Raw genomic sequence first — 20,647 nt, forward strand, 5'->3', positions numbered from 1 at the left:
ACTGTGGTGTGCCGGCGCTTACCCGCTACTTACGGGACGCGGCGTTTGTCGACGACACGAGGTCGGAGTGCAGACCGGCGGCCAGAGGCACCGCCGCTTGCAGATGCGCGACGCGGACCAGAAAGCCCAGCACGGCAATGCCGTGGCCGTCGGCGATCATCTGCGCGGCGGTACGCCCGCCCAGTGCATCGATGGGGTCGGCGCCGAACCAGTGTTCGGCGCACCCGGGTGCAGGGTCGATCAGCCGCGCCAACTCCAGGACCAGCGACTGCAACGCCGCCTGCGTATCGCCTGCGTCTCCGCTCACGGGCGCAGCTCCGCGGTGGCGTCGAACACGACCACGAAGCGGGCACCGCCACCGTCGACGGAATCGGCATCGGAATCGGAATCGGAATCGGCCAGCGCGACACGCCAGCCGTGCGCGCCGCAGATCTCCGCGCAGATCGACAGACCCAGGCCGGCGCCCTCGCGCTCATCGGTGCGTGCCCGCCAGAACCGCGCAAACAGGTGCGGCCGGTCGCCTGGCGCGACCCCGCTGCCCTGGTCCTGCACGCTGAACCCGTTCGCATGCAGCGCCAAGACCACCACGCCCCCATGCGGGCTATGCAGAATCGCGTTTTCCAGCAGGTTCTTGGCCAGCACGAACAATGCGGCGCTGTCGGCTTCCACGTTCGCGCTCGTCGCCATGCCCCGTCGGAAGACCACGCTGACCGCATGCTGCTGGCCCAGGCGTTGCAGGTAGCGCACCGCATCCTCGAGCACGGCGTCCGGCGCGATGCTGGAGAAGCGGAAGTTGTGTCCTTCGCTGACCTCCGCCAACTGCAGCAACTGGTGGACCTGCCTGGCCATCAGCGCGGTGTCGCGCAGCAGCAGCTCGCGATTGGCGGCACCGCCCAGTTCGATCTCGCCTTGCAGCAGCGCCAGTGGCGTCTTGAGTTCATGGGCGGCCGCGGCCAGAAACTGCTGCTGCACCTGGAACCCGGCTTGCAGCCTGTCCAGCGTCGTGTTGAAGGCCGCGATCAGCGGGCGCAGTTCGGCAGGCAGGCTGTCGCCGCGCAAGCGTGCGGCGAGGTTGCGCGGGCCGATCGCGGCGGCGGCGTCGGAGACCGCGCGGATCGGGCGCAGCATGCGCGTGACGGTCAGATAGACCACGCCCACGAAGATCAGCAATGCCACCGCGGTGGTGAGCAGCAGCGCCCGCAGATACAGCTCGCCGGCGTGGTGCTGCAAGGTGGTCACCAGACGGTGGCTGCGCGCCACGCGCACGGTGAACGCAACCCCCGCGTGGGCGATGCCCACCTGGGCGACTTCCAACGCAAGGCTGCGTCCACGGACGTCGACGTGCAGCACCTTCGCATCGGGCGCCATCGCACGCAGGGCACGCAGCGCCGGCCCATCCGGGCTGTGCGCCAGCGGACGACCACGTGCGTCCTGCACCTCGTAGGCGGCATCGCCCGGCATCGCATCGTAGATCGCCGCGTTGCTGTCGCTCAGCCGCACCGTCACCTGGCCGGCGTCATCCACGCGCATGCCGTCGGCGATGTGCTGCACCTCTTCGGCCAGTTCGGCGCGGAGGATCCGCGCGGGGTCGTCCGGCCACATCTGCAGGCCCAGCACCGCGGCACCCACTGCGGTCGCGGCGATCAGGCCGGCCACCGCTGCGGCCAGCAAGCGCGCAGACAGGCTATGCAGGCGCATCCGGCGTGCTCAACGAGAAACCCTGGTTGCGCATGTTCGCAACGCTCACGCACGAGCGCAGCGCCGTCAGCTTCTTGCGCAGGCGGTGAATGGCCACATCCAGCGCATTGGGCGTGACCGCCTCCGACACGCCCCACGCGGCGAGTTCCAGCGTGTCGCGGCGCACGGTGCGGCCGCCGGCGCGCACCAGGGCGATGACGATCTGCAACTCCGAGGACGACAGCGTCGCCGTCTGCCCACCGCAGCGTATCATGCTGTGGTGCGGCTCCACGGTCAGGTCGCCGAACACCGGCTGCGACAGCTGCAGCTGCGGCGTGCGGCGCATCAACGCCCGCACCCGCGCGGCCAGTTCGTCCAGCGCGAACGGTTTGGCCAGGTAGTCGTCGGCCCCAGCGTCCAGGCCGTCCACGCGGTCGCGCAATGCATCGCGGGCCGTCAGCATCAGGCAGGGCGTCTGGTCGCCGCCGCCGCGCAGCCGCCGGACCAGTTCCAGGCCGTCGCCGTCGGGCAAGCCACGGTCGACGATGACCACCGCATACGGCCTGTCCCGCACAGCGTGGCACCCGGCCTCGAGGCTGCGATAGTGATCGACCGCGATGCCCGCCGCCTGCAACCCCCGGGTGACCAGGCCGGCCAGGCGCAGATGGTCCTCCACCAGCGCGACCCGGTTGTGGATGGTGTCCGATGCCACTGTCACCGCCATGCGCCCGGCATGCTCAGAAGCTGCGGGTGATGCCGATCCGCACGCCCGCGCTGCCGTCGGTATCCGGCTCCGACAACGGGCTGTCGGTGATTTCGCTGGGCAGAAACTGGTAATTCACCGCGCCGATCACTTTCCATTTCTCACCCAACGAGCGCTGGAACCCGAGATTGACCTGCGGCACCACCGCAGCACCTGGCGCGTACGCCGCCACGCCACGCGCCACTTCCTTGTCGGTGATTCCGTAGTAGTACTGCACGATGTCCTTGGACATCCACGTCACCGACGCGCCGGGCACCACCGTGGTCTTTCCCCACTGTAAAGCATACCCATAGTCCAGCGTCACTTCCTGGCCCCCGCTGGTGTCGGTGACGTCCGCCAGCGCACGCAGCTTCAATTGCCCGGCGCGCCCGAACCAGCGGATCGCGATGCCTGCGTCGAGCGCATCGTCGCGGTCTTCCAGCAACGCCGGGTTCAGCCCATTGGCAACGAGTTCGCGCTGGCCAAGATCCGCGATGTCGAAGCCATCGAATCGCCCGGCGATCATCAGGTCGATGCCGATCCGGTCGGTCTCGAGGACATGCACGCCGGCCGACAACCCGTTCCAGAAGATCCGCTCGCCTTCGAACGTCACCAGCGGAAACGGCCTGATCCGTGTGCCCTCGCCGGCATACGTGCTCTGCCGCGCATTGGCGCCGACGCCGATGCTCCAGCGGTCGTCGTCGACCTCCTGCAGCAGATCTGCTGTGGTGCTGTTCTGGGCCATGCCGATCGCCGGCGACGCCAGCATGAGGAGGGCGAGGGACTTGCGCATCGAAGCGTGCCTTGTGGGGGTGGGAACGCGGCCATTCTCTGGCGCGGCGACTTACAAGCGACTTACCACCTTGCCCACGCCTGCGCCGAGGGCGTCGTTCCCGGTAGTCGTACCGCGGGCGTAACGCCGCATGCCGAGCGCGCCGCACGCGTGCGGGGAGCGAACGGCGTCTGCGATTGCCAGAGCGATGGCGGCCATACCCTCGATGACCGGCCCGGTCCCCGCCACACCGCGTTGAAGCCAGCTGCTGGCCACCCAACGCCGATTCATCGCATCGGAATGGTGAACGACCCGCCTGGGTACTGGCCACACATGAACTCCACGAACGCCCGGACCTTCGGACTCTGCAGGCGTCGCGATGTGTGCAGAACCCAGAGCTCGACTTCGTCGCCGACGATTCCCCAGGTCACCAGCTCGCCTTTTTCCAGCAGGCTGCCGATGATCGACTGCGGCAGCACCGCCACGCCGGCCCCCGCGGCGATGGCGTCGCGGATCATCAGCAGCGAGGACAGGCGCAGGATCGGCTGCGGCTCGACGCTGAACTGGCCATTGCGAACGGTCCAGACATCGCCGTCGCGATAGCTCGGCATGACCGCAGCCGGCACCCGGAACGGCGTGTCGCGCGCGCCGGTCGGCATCTGCACGGAGGGCGCTGCGGCAAGCACCATCCTGTCCCTGGCAAAGCAGCGGCCGACCAGGTTGCTGTCCTTGCGCGGGTTGATGCGGATGGCGGCATCGAAATGTTCCTCGACCAGATCGACGACGCGATCCGCCGCCACCGCTTCGATCTGCACGTCGGGGTAGCGCGCCACGAACTGGGCCGCGATGCGCCCCAACGCCAGCTGCGAGAACAGGATCGGTGCCGCGATCCGCAGCCGGCCCTGCGGCGTTGCGATGCCGTCGCGCGCCGCCGCCGCCGCTTCGGCCACCTCGCGCATCGGCCCTTCCGTCCTGCTCAGCAGCAGTTGGCCGGCTTCGGTCAACTCCAGGCTGTGCGAGCCCCGCTCGATGAGCCGGATGCCCAGCGCTTCCTCGAGATCGGCGACGCGGCGCGACAGCGTGGCCTTGGAGCGCCCACTCGCCCGGCTCGCCTTGCCGAAGCCGCCGTGGGCGGCCACCAGTTGGAAGTCCTCGAGCGCGTTGAGATCCATGCGTCTCACATTTGATACGGAAGGTCTACATATTATGGTCTTCGTTTTGAATTTGAAACCACCTATCGTTTGCTCGTCCGCAACCAAACCCTGAAGGAGTTTCCGATGAACACCATACGTGCCTTGCTTCTCACCGAATACGGCGGCGCCGACGCGGCCAGGATCGCATCGATCGAAGCGCCCACCGCCGCAGCCGACCAGGTGCTGGTGCGGGTCCAGGCCGCCGGCATCAACGGACTGGATTGGAAGGTACGGGAAGGCTACGTCCGCGACGCGTTTCCGCTGCAGTTGCCGACCGTCCTGGGCATCGAGCTGGCCGGCGTGGTCGAGGCCGTCGGTGCGAACGTCACCCGGCTGCGCAAGGGCGACCGCGTGGTGGGGCCGCTCGGCGGCCTGGGCGCCTACGCCGAACTGGTCGCGGTCAACGAGGCCAATCTCAGCCTGGTACCCGACGCCCTGAGCTTCGTGGAAGCGGCGGCGCTGCCGGTCGCTTCGGTGGCCGGATGGCAGAGCCTGCACTTCGCCGGCCCCGTCCGTGCCGGACAGCGCGTCCTGATCCACGGTGCGGCCGGTGGCCTGGGCGGGTTCGCGGTGCAGTATGCGCACCAGGCCGGCGCGGTGGTCTACGCCACCGCCCTGTCCAGCCAGGCCGACTACGTGCGCAGCCTGGGGGCCGACCACGTCATCGCCTACGACCAGGCGCAGTTCGAGAGCTCGCTGACCGACATCGATCTGGTGCTCGACTATGTGGGTGGCGAAGTGCTGCACCGCTCGTGGTCCGTGCTCGCCGAAGACGGCGCCATCGTCAGCACTGTGTCGCCGGCGATCATGTCGAGCACGCCGGCCGGGCGCCGCGGCCTGTGGTTCATCAACACGCCCGATGCGGCGCGGCTGCAGGCGATCGCCGAGGACGTGGCGCACGGGCGCCTGCAGTCCAAGGTCGGCGCCGTGGTGCGGTTCGACGACCTGCCTGCGGCGATCGAACGCAACCGGACCCAGCCGCAGCTCGGCAAGACGGTCGTGGATTTCTCGGCCTGACATCGGCCGTCGTCGCCATCGCCGTCTCTGAAAATTGACGGCGATCGAGGCGCTTGCATGGGTGATCCGTCGCTCACCCGCTTGCTCTGCCGAACTGGGGCGGTTCGGTGCGCGCATCCCTTGCGTGCGTGCTCCAAGGCGAATCGCGCGATCAGCACGAAGCCTTAACCACCTCCTCATATCCTAGCGGCGCGCTGGATGACGCCAACTGCGCCCACGACATTCCGTGCGGCACAGAGCACGCCACCGGACGCTCACGGACATTCAAACAAGGAGATTCCATGAAGACACTGCACGCTCTCATGTTCGCCGGATGCCTGCTGGGCATCAGCTCGCCCGCGTTCGCCGAGGTCGCCAACCTGACCAACAGCGCCGATGGCGCCAATCGCGATGCCGGCATCGCCGCGGTGAAAAAGAAGCTGCAGGACGCCTGCACGGAACGCAAGGGCACGCCGAATCTGGACTCGTTCGAGGTGGTGTTCGAGAAGACCAGCCAGAACCCGGATGTTCCCAAGCCCTACTACGTGGACGCGAAACTCAAGTGCGACCTGCCCTGAGGCCGGCGCCGGCCGGCATGCCGGCCGACGCCCGGACGAGGTAGAACCGCAACAAGGCCCCGCTTCCGCGGGGCTTTTTTTGCCTGCCGTCCATGTCCCGCGGCCAGCTCCAACGACGGGCGGGACGGACAAGGCTCGCGCTTCACGCCCTGTCCGCTGCTGATATAGTCCGGCGGCACGATGGGTACGGTACCCGTCCACAAGAATCAAAGGGAGTTGTCATGGGTCTCGTACAGGCGGTGGCGGGTGCGGTGGGCGGCGTTCTCGCAGACCAGTGGAAGGACTTCTACACCGTGCCGACAGGCCTGCCGTCGACGGCGGCGCTGTTCGCCGCGGTCCCGCGCGGTACCAATGCCGGGCGGGGTTCGAACACCGGCGCCTCTTCCAACATCATCAGCAACGGATCGAAGATCGTCGTTCCCGAAGGCTACGGCCTGCTGCTGATGCAGGACGGTGCGATCACCGGCTTCGTCGCCGAGCCGGGTGGCTACGAATGGCGCTCCGACGATCCGAACTCGCAATCGATCTTCGCCGGCGACGGCCTGGTCGCGCCGCTGATCCGGCAGAGCTGGGAGCGCTTCAAGTTCGGCGGCCAGCCGGGCGCGCAGCAGGCCGCGTTCTTCGTGTCGCTGAAGGAACTGCCCGAGAATCGCTTCGGCACGCAGTCCGAGATCTACTGGGACGACCGCTTCCTCGGCACCCAGGTCGGCGCGGTGACGCGCGGCTCCTACACGCTGAAGATCGTCGACCCGATCCTGTTCGTGAAGAACTTCGTGCCGGCCCGCTACCTGCAGCCGGGCCAGGTGTTCGACTTCACCGACCTGGAGAATTCCGCCGCCAACCAGCTGTTCAACGAGGTGGTGGGCTCGCTCGCGCCGGCCTTCAGCCTGTACACGAACGACCCGGGCAAGGGCAACCGCATCACCAAGCTGCAGCAGGATTCGCTCGGCTTCGCCAAGAGCCTGTCCGATGCGGTCGAGCAGGCGTACCAGTGGCGTTCCGACCGCGGCCTGGCCATCGTCAAGACCGCGATCGTGTCGATCGAGTACGACGCCAATACGCGGGAACTGCTCAAGACCGTGCAGCGCGCCGACGCGCTGGCCGGCGCGCGCGGCAACTCCAATCTGCAGGCGAGCGTCGCCCAGGGGATCCAGTCGGCCGGCGAGCATGGCGGTGCCGCGGGCCTGGTCGGGGTCGGCATGGCCACGGGCATGGTCGGCGGTGTGGGCGGCCTGCAGCAGCCGGTCGCGCCCGCCGCGCCGGCCGCCGACGACGCGGTCGCCAAGCTGAAGAAGGCCAAGGAGATGCTGGACCTCGGCCTGATCACCCAAGGCGACTACGACGCGGCCAAGGCCAAGGCGCTGGGCCTGTAACCGCAGACGCGCCCAGACCATGTCCGACTCCAGAACGACGCCGCCGCCGTTGCCACCGATGCCGCCGCCATTGCCGGCAGCGCCGGTGAGCGGCCCGGGATCGCCGCGGGACGTGCCGCCCCTGCCGGGCGGCTTTCCGATCGATCCGGCCACCCTGCCCGGCCCGATCCGCGACGAAGTGCAGGCCCCCGATCCGCTGGCCATCGACACCGCCGCCGCCGAGCTCAGGGACGGCCTCAACCGCTGCCCGAAATGCGGCGCCACCGACATCCGGCCCAAGCTCGGCACCGACCTGCTGGTCTGCCAGTACTGCCGCAACGAATGGCACGGCGCGCGGGTCGAGGAGGCATTCGGATTCGGCGACGGCATCGGCGAACTGCGCGGCACCGTCGTCGCCTCGGGTGCGCGCGACATCGCCGCCGATGCCGCCAGCCTGATGAGCTTCAAGTGCACCGGTTGCGGCGCCGAGGTCACGATCAACACCGAAAGCACGATGACCGCACGCTGCCACTGGTGCCGCCACGTGTTCGGCGTCAACGAGCAGATCGCCAACGGCGCGGTGCCCGATGCGGTCCTGCCGTTCCACATCGGCAAGGACGATGCGGTCGCGCGCATCCGCCAGTTCGTGGACAAGCGGCGCCTGTTCGCGTTGAAGGCGTTCAAGGAGCAGTTCACGCCGGAGAACGTCGTCGGCGTCTACCTGCCCTACATGATCGTCGACAGCAACGTCAGCGCCAGCGTGGCCGGCAAGGGCGAGATCAAGACGCGCGAGTACACCCGCGGCACCGAAAAGAACAAGCAGACGTACTACGATGCCGATGTGTACCAGGTGGAGCGGCACGTGGATTTCACCGTGGACGACCTGCCGCTGGAATCGTCCTCCGACCGCGGCAACCTGGACACGCGGGCCAACACCAACAACATCATCAACACGATCCTGCCGTTCGACACCAAGAACGCGGTGAAGTGGAACGCGTCGTACCTGGCGGGCTTCACCTCGGAGAAGCGCAACCTCGACATCGAGCAGCTGCGGCCGCGCGTGGAGGACCAGCTGCTTTCGATCGCCCGTGCCCAGGTCGAAGACTCCGTCGACCGCTACGACCGCGGCGTGCGCTGGGAGCAGGAGCGGCTGGAGGTCCACGGCACGCGCTGGGTGTCGATGTACCTGCCGGTGTGGCTGTATTCGTACCATCAGCCCGGCCGCAACGGCGGCATGCTGCACTACATCGCGGTGAACGGCCGCACCGGCGAGACCATGGGCAGCGTGCCGGTGCAGCAGTGGAAACTGCTGCTGGCCGCGCTCACCGCCGGCACCGTCATCGAAGCCTTGGCACTCTGGATCGTGGTGACCACCTCATGAGCGACGACAATGGCCTATGGCTGCTGCTGGCCGGCCCGGCCGGCGCCAGCGCGCTGTACTGGGCGCTGTACCGGTACTACCGCAACACCGACAAATCGCACGCCTTCGAGCGCGAGACCAGCGTCGAGGCGACGCCGGTGACCGGCTCGGACAGCAAGGTCGGCACGGTGACGGGAACACAGGCGCGGCGCATCGGCGGCGACAACGTGCACGACTATCGGGCGCGCGTGCAGCGGGACAGCGGCTGACGGCAACGTCCGCTTCGCTGCAGGGCGACGCGGATGCGGGCTGCCGCAAGGTGCGGTGGCAAACGAGGTTCGATGCTCACTGCAGGGCTGCAGGGCTGCAGGCGCATTGGCGTGCGATGCCTGCCAGGTGCGGTGTTGGTCGGCGCACGCCTGTGATGCGCCACACGCGCTCGTCCATGGCGGCACCGTGGGAGCATGCAGCAAGCGAGTCGCTAGTCGCGTTGGATCCGATCCCGGGGTGCGCCGACGCAGGCTTCGCTTGCGCCCAACCGCAATGGCTCAGTGCGACGCGTCGTCGGTCGCGCAGTGGATCGGCATCGGGCATGCCGCCGCCGTTGCATGAGGCGGCGGACGCCAAGCAACGTGGATCGGCGACACCGCAGCCGCGCCGCGCGCTCCAGGACTACGCCACAGGACGATGTCCATCCCATTGCGCCTCTGCCCGTGCGGCGGCTCGCTCTGCCACCGGCCACCGATATCCTGCGCGACACCGGCGCCACGCACAGCGATCTAGGCGTGGTGCGCGGTACCTCGACTTGTTCGATATTGGTAGATACCATCCAGGATCAATCAAATACCAATCTGAATGGAGATCGTCGATGCGGCAAACCCGATCGTTCCGTGTCGACGCCGTGCTGGCCGCGTTGACCCTCGCGTTCACACTGCTGCCTGCGGCCTCCGCAGGCGCGGCGACCAGCGCCGCCACCGCGCCTGCCATCTATCCCACCCCGAGTTCGCTGCGGATCGCCGGTCCGGATATCGCGCTCGGCAAGTCGGTGGTGCTGGTGCGCCCGAAAGGCACCGATGCGGCCGCCGAGGCGCTGGTACGCGAGGTGCTCAAGGCGGCCGGTGTCCAACGCATCCGCGTCGCTTCGGCGCTGCCGGCACGGCTTGACGGCGTGCACGTGGTGCTGGGCACCGCCGACGCGGCGCCCGTGCGTGCCGCGCTCGCGCGGGTCGGCGCGACGGCGCCCGAGCGCAAGGAAGGCTATGCGCTGGGCAGCGTCGTCAGCGGCGCGGGCGCGGTGATCGTGCTGGCGGGCAAGGACGGCGATGGCCTGTACCACGCGGCCCAGACCTTCCGCCAGATCGTCGCGCATGGACGCGCGGCGTCCGTCGCCATCGCCGACTCCCCGGCCATGCCGGTGCGCGGCACCATCGAAGGCTTCTACGGCAAACCGTGGACCATGGCCGAGCGCGCGGACCATATCGCCTTCCTCGCGCGCTTCAAGGCCAACACCTACATCTACAGCCCGAAGGACGACGTGTTCGCGCGCGAGCGCTGGCGCGATCCCTACCCTGCCATGACCCTGCGCGCCCTGGGCAAGGTGGTGGAGGCCGCCAACCGCGAGCACGTCAACTTCGTCTACGCGATCTCGCCCGGGCCCTCGGTCTGCTACAGCGACCCGGCGGACCTGCAGGCCATCCGGCGCAAGTTCGCAGCGCTGCGCGGGCGCGGCGTCCGCAGCTTCTACGTCGCGTTCGACGATATCGAATACACCAAGTGGAACTGCAAGGGCGACGAGGCGGCGTTCGGCCCGTCCGGCGAGAAGGCGGCCGCCAGCGCCCAGGCCAGGCTGCTCAATGCGGTCCAGGCGGACATCGCCGCGGCAGGTCATGGCTCGCTGATCATGGTGCCGACCGAGTACTTCAACGCGACCGAATCGCCGTACAAGGCGACGCTGCGCGAGACGCTGGACCCGCGCGTGGTGATCCAGTGGACCGGGACCGACGTGGTGCCGTCGGCGATCTCGGTGCTGGACGCGCGAACCGCGACCAAGGCGTTCGGCCGCAAGACGCTGCTGTGGGACAACTACCCGGTGAACGATTTCGCCGAGTCGACCGGGCGCCTGCTGATGGCCCCGTACGACCGCCGGCAGGCGGGCCTTTCCGCCGAACTGAGCGGCATCGTCTCCAACCCGATGAACCAGGAGGTGGCGAGCCGGCCCGCGGTCGCCGGGCTGCTGGCGTTCGCCTGGAACGATGCGGGTTACGACGCGCAGCGGACCTGGCGCGCAGCGGCGCGCGATCTCGCCGGCGGCGATCCGGCCGTGGCCGAGGCACTGCTGACTTTCTTCGACACCCAGCACTTGGCCCCGACCTTTGGCCACCAGCCCTGGCAACCGCAGGCGCCGCGGCTCAAGGCGCTGGTCGACGACGCGCGCGATGCGCTCGCCGACCGCGACCCGGCCGCGATCGGCGCAACGCTCGCCGCTCTGGGCAGCGCCGCCGACGCGCTGGCGGCCGCACCGCAGCGGATCCGCGCCGGTAGCGGCACCCAGGCCTTCGTCCGCGAAGCCGGCCCCTGGCTCGATGCCAGCCAGCTGTGGGGGCGCTCCCTGCGACTCAGCGTCGACGCGCTGCAGGCGGCGCTCGCCGGCGACCAGGCCGCGGCGCGCGGCTTCGCCGAAGCCAGGCAGCTCGCCGACCAGGCGGCCGCGATCCAGTCCATCCCCGGCGCGACCCGCTTCGCAGGCCCGGTCAAGGTCGCCGACGGCGTACTCGACACCTTCGTGCGCGACGCGTCCGGCCTCGTCCATCTTCCGCCGCCGCAAGGTTAGTCGCGCTGCAGCCGGGCGCGCCGCGACGCGCTGCGCCGTTGCTTGAATCCAGCGCTCGCATCGGTCGCGCCACGCCGCTGGCGGAAGTGGTTACGGCTGGAGATAGTAGCGTTGCTCGCTGGGCCGGAAGCTTGCCGTCCCCTTGGCTTGGAGCCGCTTCCATGGCCGCTCGCCCTGCTCACCGAGCGGCCAGTGGAGGTCGCCGAGCCGCGATGAACGCAGCGGGCGGCGCAACAGTGCGGCGATGCGCGGATAGACCGCATCGGGAATGCCGCAGCTCTCGAACGCCGGCCCCTCGCAGCGGATGAACCTGACGGTGACGGCACTGCCCTCGTCGATCAGCAGCAACTCGAAGTCGCCGAACGTTCCATGCGCGGCGTCGTGACGCGCATGCCAGCTGTCCCCGTCGAAACGGAAATGGAAGCGGTAGTCGCGCGCTATCCGGTCAGCGCCAATGCACGCGACATCCAGCCACAGGTCGTCGCGTTCATGCATGCCGCAGCCCCTTCTGCGCGCCGCCCTGGCCGTGCAGGGGAGCCGACCCGCTGCAGGCGAGTCGACCGCCGGGGGCGACGATGGCGGTGGTACCTGGGCTCACTGCGGCGCCGCATGCGAGGACCGGTGGCGGAAACGCCGCGACAGCCACTCGCCGATATCGTCGACCAGGGTGAAGGTAGCCGGGATCACGATCAGGCTCAGCAAGGTGGAGGTGATCAGGCCGCCGATCACCGCGATCGCCATCGGCGCGCGGAAGCTGGAGTCGCCGGAGAAGCCCAGCGCGATCGGCATCATGCCCGCGCCCATCGCCAGGGTGGTCATGATGATGGGCTGCGCACGCTTGCGGCAGGCATCGATCAGCGCATCGTGCTGGCTCATGCCATGCTCGTCCTCGGCCATGACCGCGTAGTCCACCAGCAGGATCGAGTTCTTGGTCGCGATGCCGATCAGCATCAGCAACCCGATCAACGCCGGCAGCGACAGCATGTTCTGGGTCAGCAGCAGCGCGCCGAACGCGCCGCCGGCACACAGCGGCACCGCCGCCAGGATGGTGACCGGCATCAGCGCGTGGTTGAACAGCAACAGCAGCACCATGTAGATGCAGATCAGTCCGGCCGCCATCGCCAGCATGAAGCCGACGAACAGTTCGACGAACACCTCGGCGTCGCCGGTGTTGAGGAAGCTCACCCCCGGCGGCAGCTGGTTCACGCTGGGCAGCTGCTGCACCTGCTCCATCACCTCACCGAGCGGGCGGCCGTTGAGCTCGGCGGTGAGCGTGACATTGCGCTGGCGCTGGTAGCGCGAGATCTGCGACGGGCCGCTGCCCATGCGGATCTCGGCCACCGCGGCCAGCGGCACCGCACCGTAACGGCCGGGCACGCGCAGCTGGCCGATTAGCGCCGGATTGGCCAGCGTGGCCTCGGCGAAGCCCACCCGGATCGGCACCTGCCGGTCGGGCAGGTTGAGCTTGGCCAGGCGCTGCTCGTAGTCGCCGGCGGTAGCGATGCGCGCGGCCTCGGCGATGTCGGCGGTGGCTACGCCCATGTCCGCCGCCCGCGCGGAGTCGGGCACGATCTGGATCTCCGGCCGCAGCAGCGACGCGGTGGAGGTGACGCTGCCCAGCCCGGCGATGCCGCGCAGGTCGCGCTCCAGCGCGGTGGAGGCGTCCTGCAGGCGCTGCGGGTCGTCGCCGGCCAGCACCAGTTGCAGCAGGTTGCCCGGCTCGGAACTCACGTAGCTCACCCGCACCCCGGCCAGGTCCGCCAGGCGTGCGCGCGCCAGGCGTTCGAGCGTGCGCTGGTCGCGGTCGCGGTCGTCGGCGACGCCCCAGTCCAGCACCAGGGTGGCCTTGCGCGGCTCGCCCACGCCGGTGGCGTTCGGGTCGCCCAGGTCGAGCACGCTGCCCACCGCGGTGTACACCTGCTTGAGCTCGGGAATGTCTTTCAGCAGCGCCCGCGCGCGTTCGGCCACGGCGACGGTTTCCTGCACGCGCGCGCCGGGCGGCAGTTCCAGGTTGAGGTTGCTGCGGCCCAGGTCCGACTGCGGAATGAAGGTGGCCGGGATCAGCGGCACCAACGCCAGCGACGCGGCGAACAGGCCAGTGGCGATCCACAGGGTGCGGCCGCGATGGCGCAGCGCCGCGTCGACCCACCCCAGGTACCAGCGCATCAGCCGCGAATCGCCCTGCTCTTCGCCGTGCGGCTTGAGCAGGTAGGCGGCCATCATCGGCGTCAGCAGGCGCGCCACCAGCAGCGAAAACAGCACCGCGGTGGCCGCGGTCCAGCCGAACTCGCGGAAGAACTTGCCGGCGATGCCGGGCATGAACGCCACCGGCACGAACACCGCGGCCAGGGTCAGCGAGGTGGCGATCACCGCGTTGCCGATCTCGCCGGCCGCCTCGCGCGCCGCCTCCAGCGGCGGCTTGCCCATGCGCAGGTGGCGCACGATATTCTCGATTTCCACGATGGCATCGTCGACCAGGATGCCGACCACCACCGACAGCGCCAGCAGGGTGATCATGTTCAAGGTGAAGCCGAACAGGTGCATCACTGCGAAGGTGGGAATGATCGACAACGGCAGGGCCAGCGCCGACACCCAGGTCGCGCGCCAGTTGCGCAGGAACAGCCATACCACCAGCAAGGCCAGCGCCGCGCCTTCGTACAGCATGGTCATCGACGATTCGTAGGACCGGTGGGTCTCGTCGATGGCGGTGGTGACCAGGCGGAAGTCGATCCCCGGGTGCGTGGCCTTGATCGCGTCCAGCGCCTTGTGCACGCCCTCCTCCACCTTGACCTCGCTGGAGCCTCGGGTGCGCGACATGGAGAAGGCGACCACGTCGCGCCCGTCCAGCAACGCCGCCTCGCTCGGGTCGGCGGCGGCATCGGTGATGCGCGCGAGGGTGGACAGCCTTGCGGCGCGTCCGTCCGGCAGGCTGATGGAGAAATCGCGCAAGGCCTGCGCGTCTGCGACGGTGCCCAGGGTGCGGATGGTCTGCTGCGCGCCGTCCAGTTCGGCCTTGCCGCCGGCCCGCTCCACCTGGATCTGCGCCAGCTGCCGCGACACGTCGCCGGCGGTGATGCCGAACGCGAGCAGGGCGTTGGGATCCAGGTCCACGCGCACCTGCCGCTGCACCCCGCCCACGCGGGTGACCCGTGCCACGCCGGGCACGCCGTACATGGCGCGCGAAACCTCACGGTCGACGAACCAGCTGGCCTCGTCGGCGGTCATCTGCGGCGCCACCAGCGCGTAGGTCATCAGCGAGCCGCCGATGTCGACCTTGGAGATCACCGGTTCCTGGATGTCCTGCGGCAGGTCGGTGCGGATGCGTGTGACCGCGTCGCGGGTGTCGTCCAGCGCGGTCGCCAGGTCCGCCTCCAGATGGAACTCGATGGTGGTGGTACTGACGCCTTCGCTGACGGTGGACATGACCCGCTTGACGTTGGTCACCGTGGCGACCGAATCCTCCACCTTGCGCGTGACCTCGGCCTCCAGCTGGCTGGGCGATGCGCCCGGCTGGGTGACGGTGACCGTGGTCATCGGGAACGCGATGTCCGGGAAGCGCGCCACCGGCAACTGGTGGAAGCCCCACAGGCCTGCCACGCACAGCACGAAGAAGATCAGGATCGCGGGCAGCGGGCGGCTGATCGCCCAGGCAGAGACGTTCATCGCGCGGCCGCCTTGGCGTCAGCCACCACGCGCACGCGGTCGCCCTCGCCGAGGAAGCCGGCGCCCTTCACTACCACGCGCTCGCCTTCCTTCAGTCCTTCCACGATCTCGGTGCGGCCCTGCACGACCTGGCCGCTGCGCACGCGCCGGCGCTGCGCCTGCTGCTTGGCATCCACGATGAACACGTAGCTGTGCCCGTCGCGCTGCACAATCGCCGCGCTGGGAATCATCAGCGCCCGCCCGTCGCCGGTGACGATGCGTCCCTCCGCGTAGATGCCCTGCTTGAGCGGTCCGGGCGCCGGCAGGTCCGCGTAGATCGTGCCGGTGCGGGTCTGCGCGTCCACGCCGGGGCTGACCGCGCGGATGCGACCGGCGATGGCATGGCCGCGGTACGGCAGTTCCACGGTATTGCCCACGGCGACGTTGGCAAGCTGCTCCTCGGAAAGCTCGGCGCGCCACTCGAGGCGGCCGTCACGAACCAGGCGCAGCAACTCGGAGCCCGCCGCGACCACCTGCCCGGCCTGCACCAGGCGCTTGGAGATCACCCCGTCGGCAGGCGCCCGCAGCTCGGCGAAATCGCGCTGCAGTTGCGCTGCCTGCAGGCGCGCACGCGCGGTCGCCGTCTGCGCCTCCGCGTCCACCCGGGTCGCGCGCAACTCGTCCAGGCTGCTGGCGCTGATCAGCCGTTCGGCCGCCAGCTTGGCGCCACGTTCGTAGTTGAGCCGCGCCAGTTCCTGCGCGGTCTGCGCCTGGTGCAGCGCGGCCGCCACCTGCGCCAGTTCGCTGTCCAGGGTGCGATGGTCGAGTTCAAGCAGCACCTGCCCCTGCTTGACCCATTCGCCCACGTCGACGTTGAGCGCGGTCACCCGCTGGCCGGAAAGCTCGACCCCGAGCTGCATTTCCTCGTAGGCCGCGACCGGGCCGGACACGACGACCGTCCGCGCCAGCGCCTGGGTCTGCGCGGTCGCCAGGGTGACCGCCAGCGCGGAGGCGGTCGCTGCCTCGTCGGGTTTTTCGTCGGCGCCGCCACAGGACGACAACAGTGCCCCGATCAGGGCGAGGCAGGACCAACGCAGGACATGGATACGCATGAAGTGAGCCTGTAGCCCGGCATGGAGCGGGCGCTGGAGGGATGGAGGCTGGCGATGGCTGGCGGGGGTGACGTCCATCGCGTCCGCGGACGCGATGGACCGGCGCGACGTGCCGGCGGCATCACCCGTCGGCGGTCGACGCCTGTGCTTGCGGTGTGTCGGCGTCGGGCTGGGCGTGGGCCTGGGCCAGCCAGCGCTCGATGCCGTCCAGCATCAGGCCGACGCCCTGGTCAAAGCGCCGCTCGAAGTCCGGCTCGGTCAGCAGGTGCCGCGCCTGCCAGCAGTACGGAAAGCGCGCCTGCGACAAGGCCAGGAAGGCCTTGCCGACATCTTCGAGATGGCGATAGTCGGGCACGGCCTGTTCCTCGATGACGAAACCCATCACGTAATAGGCAAGGTCCATGGCCGCGGTGGCCGCGAAGTCCACCGGCGCGCCGGCTTCGGCCAATGCCTTGATCATGGATTCCCCCAGCCGCAGCACGTTTTCGCTGGCCAGATAGGTGCCCGCATAGACCCGCGCACCGTCCCGATGCGCCTTGAAACCATGCCGCAGCTCGTGGGCGATCTGCAGCAGCGTGGTCCGCCAGGGCTGCCCGGCCGGGATGTCGCGCGCCACGTCCTCGATCAGGGCGTCGGCCATTGCATCGACCAGCGCCCGCTTGCTCTTGAAGTGCCAATACAGCGACGGCGCACGGATCCCCAACTGGCAAGCGACCTTGCGCAGGCTCACGCCCTCGATGCCGGCCTCGTCCAGGAGCTGGAAGGCCGACTCGACAATCTGTTCCCGCCCGATGGCCCTGCGCATGCTCGCCCTAACGCCGTTAGTCGGCGCAATCTAACAGCGTTAGGCTGGGTGGGCAAGGGCTCCGGATGCCCCGATGCCGACCGGCGGGCGGTGGTGATGGCTGGCGATGGCACAGGCGGCCCGAGGCGCCGGTTCGTAGGCGGTGGCAGACACGTGCGGGATCGGAATCGGCGCTGGTCCGCCTGACTCATGGCGCCTCAACTGGACGATATCTCGATGCGATCCGGCCCACGCCGCAGAGGCGTCCTGCGCACGGTCGACACATGTGTTGGGCCGATACGGCCCGAGCGAGTCCGCGGCGAACGCCAGCGGAGGCCACCGATCCTAGTTGACGCTGACGCGCTCGCCGTCGAGCTTGAGCTTGGAGAGATCGGAGACGATCAACCGCTCGCCGACATCGAGCCCGGACAGCACTTCGATGTACGGCCCTGCGCTGCGCCCGAACGCGACGCTTCTGCGGGTGGCGGTACTGGATCCTGGCTTCATGGCATACACCTGCGCGCTCGATCCCGGTGACACTCCTGCCGGCCGCCGCACATACTTCACGCGCTCCAGGCGGTCGCCGATGATGCTCGCGTCCACGCTCAGATTGGGACGTGCGCTGGTGCCGGCGATGGCCGGCAATGCGACCTCCAGTTCGACCGTGTTGTTGGCCACGATCGGCACGATGCGGGTGACCTTGCCGCTGATCTTCTCGCGGCGCGTGTCCACCGCCACGCGGTTGCCGACCCTGACCGATTGCGCCTGGCCCTGTGGGACCTTGATCAGCGCCACCAGGTCGGTGGCGCTACCCACCAGCGCGACCTGCTCGCCGGGCGGAAGGCTCTGTCCGACCTCCACCGGCAGCTTCTGCAACACCCCGTCGATCCCGGCCTTGACGGTGAGTCGATCCAGCTGATCCTGCGCCAGGTCCAGGTTGGCGCGCTTCTGCACGACCTGCTCGTCCTGCACGGCCAGCGATTCGCGCTGCAACTGCTCGAGCTGGACCATTCCGCTGCGCGACAGCGCGATGCGCTGCCCCAACTGGCGCTCGGTCTGCACCGTCTTTTCGAAGCTGATCCGCGACACGATGCCGCTGGTGACGAGCTTCTGCTCCGCTTCGCGTTGCGCGGTGATCGTGGCATGGTCGGCGACCAGTTCGGCCAGGCTGCCCTGCTCCTTCATGGTCTCGCGCTGGTTGGTGAGGCGCAGTTGGCGCAGCGCCGATTCCGCCTCGTTCAACTCCTGCTTCGCAGTTTGGAACTCCTTTAGCAGCGTCGGGTCGTCCAGGCGCACGATGACCGAATCCGCGGTCACCTCGGCACCCGGCTTGAGCACGATCTCCTTCACCGTGGCTTGCGACGGCGAGGTGAGCAACTGCTGCCGCGCCGAAACCAGCTCCCCGTACCCTTCCACGGTCACGTCCAGGCTGCCTTGCTGCACGCTGTCGATCACCAGGTCGCGCTCGCTCAGGGCCATGGCATTGCCCATCGACAGCGCCGCCACCACGGCGACCAATACGGCGATGCCGGCTCCTGCACCGACCAGCTTGCTCTTCGAACGCCAGGCGGGCGTACCCGGCTTCTGTTTCTGTACATCCATGGAAATCGTCCTGGTCGTGGTGTTAGCGAGCTTGCGCTTCGCTGGGGCCGGCGCCGCCGATCGAAGCCTGATCGAGCGCAGCCTGGTGACGCGTCATCGCCTGCAACCGGCCGGAGATCTCGTTGACGCCGACGATCGCATGGAAAATGTTCGGAAGTCGCGTGGTCGCGTTGTTCAAGGATTTGACGTAGCCGAAGCAGGCGATGAGGACGCCAGCCGTCACATTGTCCTGGGTGATCGCCGCAAGCGCCGCGAAACAGAACACTGCCACGCCCATCAACTCGAACGCACCGGAGCTGAACGCTTCGTAGTCCGACAACTTGACCTTGATCCGCGCGAGGTTCTGGAAATGGCGCGAGATGCGCGCGTGATCGCCCGACTCGATCTCGCCGACCTTCTTCTCGCGCTGGTTGTTGCGCTGGGTGAACAGCGCCTTGACTCGCGAGCGCGTGGCCAGCCAGATCAGCTGGCTGATGGTCATCGAACACAGCGCGACCAGGCAGATGCGCCAATCGATATAGGCGAGCATCGCCATCGCGCCGACGATCTCGACGAAGGACTTGACGATCACAAACAGCCCCCCCTCGAAGAAGCCGAGGATCTCGTCGCACAGCGCCGTACGCTCCGAGGTTTCCGACAGCGAGCTGTTGGCGCGCTGCTGGTGGACCACGGTCTCGATCGAGAGCTGCGCGCGGATCTTGGAATAGGTACGGTCGTCGTAGCTCATGCGCGCGGTAGTCACGCAGACGTATACCAGCGCGACCGCGACGTAGATGCCGAAGCTGGTGTAGTTCCCCGCGATCATCCCGTCGACGGTGCGTCCGATCAGCTGCGGCTGGGAGATGAAGATGACGTTCTCGATGACGACCAGGCTGAAGGTGCCGATGATCGACCAGCGGAACCGGCCGAAGATTCCCCACAGGGAATAGTCGGTGGCGTAGTGGTGGCTCATGTCAGACCTCGGCCTCCGCCACGACGGCGCGCCTGGCGGCGACATCGTCCCAGTGGATCGCGTCGCTCATTCCGCACAGGATGGAACGCTCGCCCTCGAAACTCCTGCGCCCGTGCGTCACCAGCACGTTGTCGATCATGAGCAGATCGCCCTTCTGCCAAAAGAATTCCGTGCGCTCCGCCAGGTATGCCTGCTGCAACTGGCGGATGATCTCGTCGGGGATCTCCTCACCATCGCCATAGAAGGTCTGGTTGGGAAGCTCGTTGGGTTCGAAAGAGTCGCGCAGGATCTCCTGGGTGTCTTCGTCGAGCGACAGAAGATTGAAGAACGCGCAATGGTTGAACCAGCACGCCTCGCCGCTCACCGGATGATATGCCGTGGTACGGCGCACCTGGTATGTTTTCAATACGTCGTCCGGATGCCACTCGAAGTGGATATCGTTCCTGCGGCAGTAGTCTTCCACCTGGTCCTTGCTGTCGGTCTGGAAGGTGGTCTGCCAGGTGGTCCCCATCACCTGCCAGAAGCATCTTGAGTACCGATAGTGCCTGGCCTCGAACTGCGCGATCGTCTCCTGTGGAATACGCCGGTAGATCTTTCGCGCGTCAGCCAGCGGCGTCGCACCGCCCTTGGCGGACGGCGTCTCGCAATAGAAGAAGATCTTGCGCGGAAACGACCTGTTGTAGGACTGCTCAGAGTGCTGGACGATCTCCTTGTCCGCCGGGTGGTCGGTGGAGGTGTAGATGTTGCGATACACCGCATGCCGCGGAGAGGAGCGTTCGCTGTAGAACATCGCGTCGGAGGATACGCTCGAGATGAACGCATCGAACGTGGCCGGCGAGGTCATCGCGAAACCGCGGAACAGAATGGCGCCATGTCGGGTCAGCAGGGTCTCCAGTTCCTCCCGGCAGGTCGAGGCAACGTCGAGCAAGCGATCGGCATGCCCGGGAAGCGGCGTCACCACCAGCGGCAGCGGCTGCGACTGCCCGAAGAGCGCAAGTTCGCAGCCCTGCAGACGGATGCCATCGATATCGTCCAAAACGAACATTTCCCTGTTC

General features: G+C 68.2%; 18 protein-coding genes. 6 read left to right on the plus strand and 12 right to left on the minus strand.

Annotated elements, in window-relative coordinates; genetic code table 11:
• Nucleotides 1-25: 25 nt before the first annotated feature.
• The 5 genes from J2Y70_RS09070 to J2Y70_RS09090 all read right to left on the minus strand — a co-directional run bounded on the left by J2Y70_RS09070 (nt 26) and on the right by J2Y70_RS09090 (nt 4,363).
• Complete coding sequence (locus tag J2Y70_RS09070; protein WP_309916109.1) at nt 26-307, minus strand: hypothetical protein; 282 nt, start codon at nt 305-307, stop codon at nt 26-28.
• Entirely contained in the window at nt 304-1,698 is a 1,395-nt protein-coding gene (locus tag J2Y70_RS09075) for an ATP-binding protein (RefSeq protein ID WP_309916112.1), read from the minus strand. Before J2Y70_RS09075 ends, J2Y70_RS09070 begins: the two co-directional genes overlap by 4 nt.
• On the minus strand, nt 1,685-2,401 hold the full coding sequence (locus tag J2Y70_RS09080) for a response regulator transcription factor (RefSeq protein ID WP_309916115.1): 717 nt from the start codon (nt 2,399-2,401) through the stop codon (nt 1,685-1,687). Before J2Y70_RS09080 ends, J2Y70_RS09075 begins: the two co-directional genes overlap by 14 nt.
• Before the next feature lie 13 nt (nt 2,402-2,414).
• Complete coding sequence (locus J2Y70_RS09085) at nt 2,415-3,212, minus strand: MipA/OmpV family protein (RefSeq protein WP_309916118.1); 798 nt, start codon at nt 3,210-3,212, stop codon at nt 2,415-2,417.
• A gap of 266 nt (nt 3,213-3,478) precedes the next feature.
• The gene (locus J2Y70_RS09090) at nt 3,479-4,363 is read right to left on the minus strand and encodes a LysR family transcriptional regulator (protein ID WP_309916121.1); all 885 of its coding nucleotides are present in this window, start codon (nt 4,361-4,363) and stop codon (nt 3,479-3,481) included.
• Between the two features lie 105 nt (nt 4,364-4,468).
• Here J2Y70_RS09090 and J2Y70_RS09095 point away from each other — a divergent pair, with 105 nt between their 5' ends.
• From J2Y70_RS09095 to J2Y70_RS09120, 6 genes are all read left to right on the plus strand, one after another.
• Nucleotides 4,469-5,401: an NADP-dependent oxidoreductase gene (locus tag J2Y70_RS09095; RefSeq protein WP_309916124.1), complete on the plus strand. Its 933-nt coding sequence runs from the start codon at nt 4,469-4,471 to the stop codon at nt 5,399-5,401.
• Nucleotides 5,402-5,682: 281 nt separating this feature from the next.
• Entirely contained in the window at nt 5,683-5,958 is a 276-nt protein-coding gene (locus J2Y70_RS09100; RefSeq protein WP_309916127.1) for a hypothetical protein, read from the plus strand.
• A gap of 221 nt (nt 5,959-6,179) precedes the next feature.
• Nucleotides 6,180-7,331 (plus strand): SPFH domain-containing protein, encoded by a 1,152-nt coding sequence (locus J2Y70_RS09105; RefSeq protein WP_309916130.1) that lies wholly within the window; start codon nt 6,180-6,182, stop codon nt 7,329-7,331.
• A gap of 19 nt (nt 7,332-7,350) precedes the next feature.
• Complete coding sequence (locus J2Y70_RS09110) at nt 7,351-8,691, plus strand: TFIIB-type zinc ribbon-containing protein (RefSeq protein WP_309916132.1); 1,341 nt, start codon at nt 7,351-7,353, stop codon at nt 8,689-8,691.
• Nucleotides 8,688-8,939 carry a hypothetical protein gene (locus tag J2Y70_RS09115; protein ID WP_263394589.1) on the plus strand — a complete coding sequence of 84 codons (252 nt, stop codon included), beginning with the start codon at nt 8,688-8,690 and terminating at the stop codon, nt 8,937-8,939. The genes J2Y70_RS09110 and J2Y70_RS09115 overlap by 4 nt, the downstream gene beginning before the upstream one ends.
• 599 nt (nt 8,940-9,538) lie before the next feature.
• Nucleotides 9,539-11,500, plus strand: a complete 1,962-nt coding sequence (locus tag J2Y70_RS09120) for a beta-N-acetylglucosaminidase domain-containing protein (protein WP_309916278.1) — start codon at nt 9,539-9,541, stop codon at nt 11,498-11,500.
• Nucleotides 11,501-11,590: 90 nt separating this feature from the next.
• Here the strand turns inward: J2Y70_RS09120 and J2Y70_RS09125 are convergent, their stop codons facing one another.
• The 7 genes from J2Y70_RS09125 to J2Y70_RS09155 all read right to left on the minus strand — a co-directional run bounded on the left by J2Y70_RS09125 (nt 11,591) and on the right by J2Y70_RS09155 (nt 20,637).
• Nucleotides 11,591-11,995: a hypothetical protein gene (locus J2Y70_RS09125; RefSeq protein WP_309916138.1), complete on the minus strand. Its 405-nt coding sequence runs from the start codon at nt 11,993-11,995 to the stop codon at nt 11,591-11,593.
• Between the two features lie 99 nt (nt 11,996-12,094).
• A complete protein-coding gene (locus J2Y70_RS09130; RefSeq protein ID WP_309916141.1) occupies nt 12,095-15,163 on the minus strand; it encodes an efflux RND transporter permease subunit in 3,069 nt (1,022 codons plus the stop codon).
• A complete protein-coding gene (locus tag J2Y70_RS09135) occupies nt 15,160-16,254 on the minus strand; it encodes an efflux RND transporter periplasmic adaptor subunit (protein WP_309916144.1) in 1,095 nt (364 codons plus the stop codon). Before J2Y70_RS09135 ends, J2Y70_RS09130 begins: the two co-directional genes overlap by 4 nt.
• A 121-nt stretch (nt 16,255-16,375) precedes the next feature.
• Nucleotides 16,376-17,059: a TetR/AcrR family transcriptional regulator C-terminal domain-containing protein gene (locus J2Y70_RS09140; RefSeq protein ID WP_309916147.1), complete on the minus strand. Its 684-nt coding sequence runs from the start codon at nt 17,057-17,059 to the stop codon at nt 16,376-16,378.
• Nucleotides 17,060-17,383: 324 nt separating this feature from the next.
• On the minus strand, nt 17,384-18,640 hold the full coding sequence (locus tag J2Y70_RS09145; protein ID WP_309916149.1) for an HlyD family efflux transporter periplasmic adaptor subunit: 1,257 nt from the start codon (nt 18,638-18,640) through the stop codon (nt 17,384-17,386).
• Nucleotides 18,641-18,662: 22 nt separating this feature from the next.
• Complete coding sequence (locus tag J2Y70_RS09150; protein WP_309916152.1) at nt 18,663-19,592, minus strand: ABC transporter six-transmembrane domain-containing protein; 930 nt, start codon at nt 19,590-19,592, stop codon at nt 18,663-18,665.
• Nucleotide 19,593: 1 nt separating this feature from the next.
• Nucleotides 19,594-20,637, minus strand: coding sequence for a TauD/TfdA family dioxygenase (locus tag J2Y70_RS09155; protein ID WP_309916155.1), 1,044 nt, complete (start codon nt 20,635-20,637; stop codon nt 19,594-19,596).
• Nucleotides 20,638-20,647: the final 10 nt, after the last annotated feature.

It is taken from the genome of Xanthomonas sp. 1678, assembly GCF_031455575.1.
Lineage (GTDB): Bacteria > Pseudomonadota > Gammaproteobacteria > Xanthomonadales > Xanthomonadaceae > Xanthomonas_A.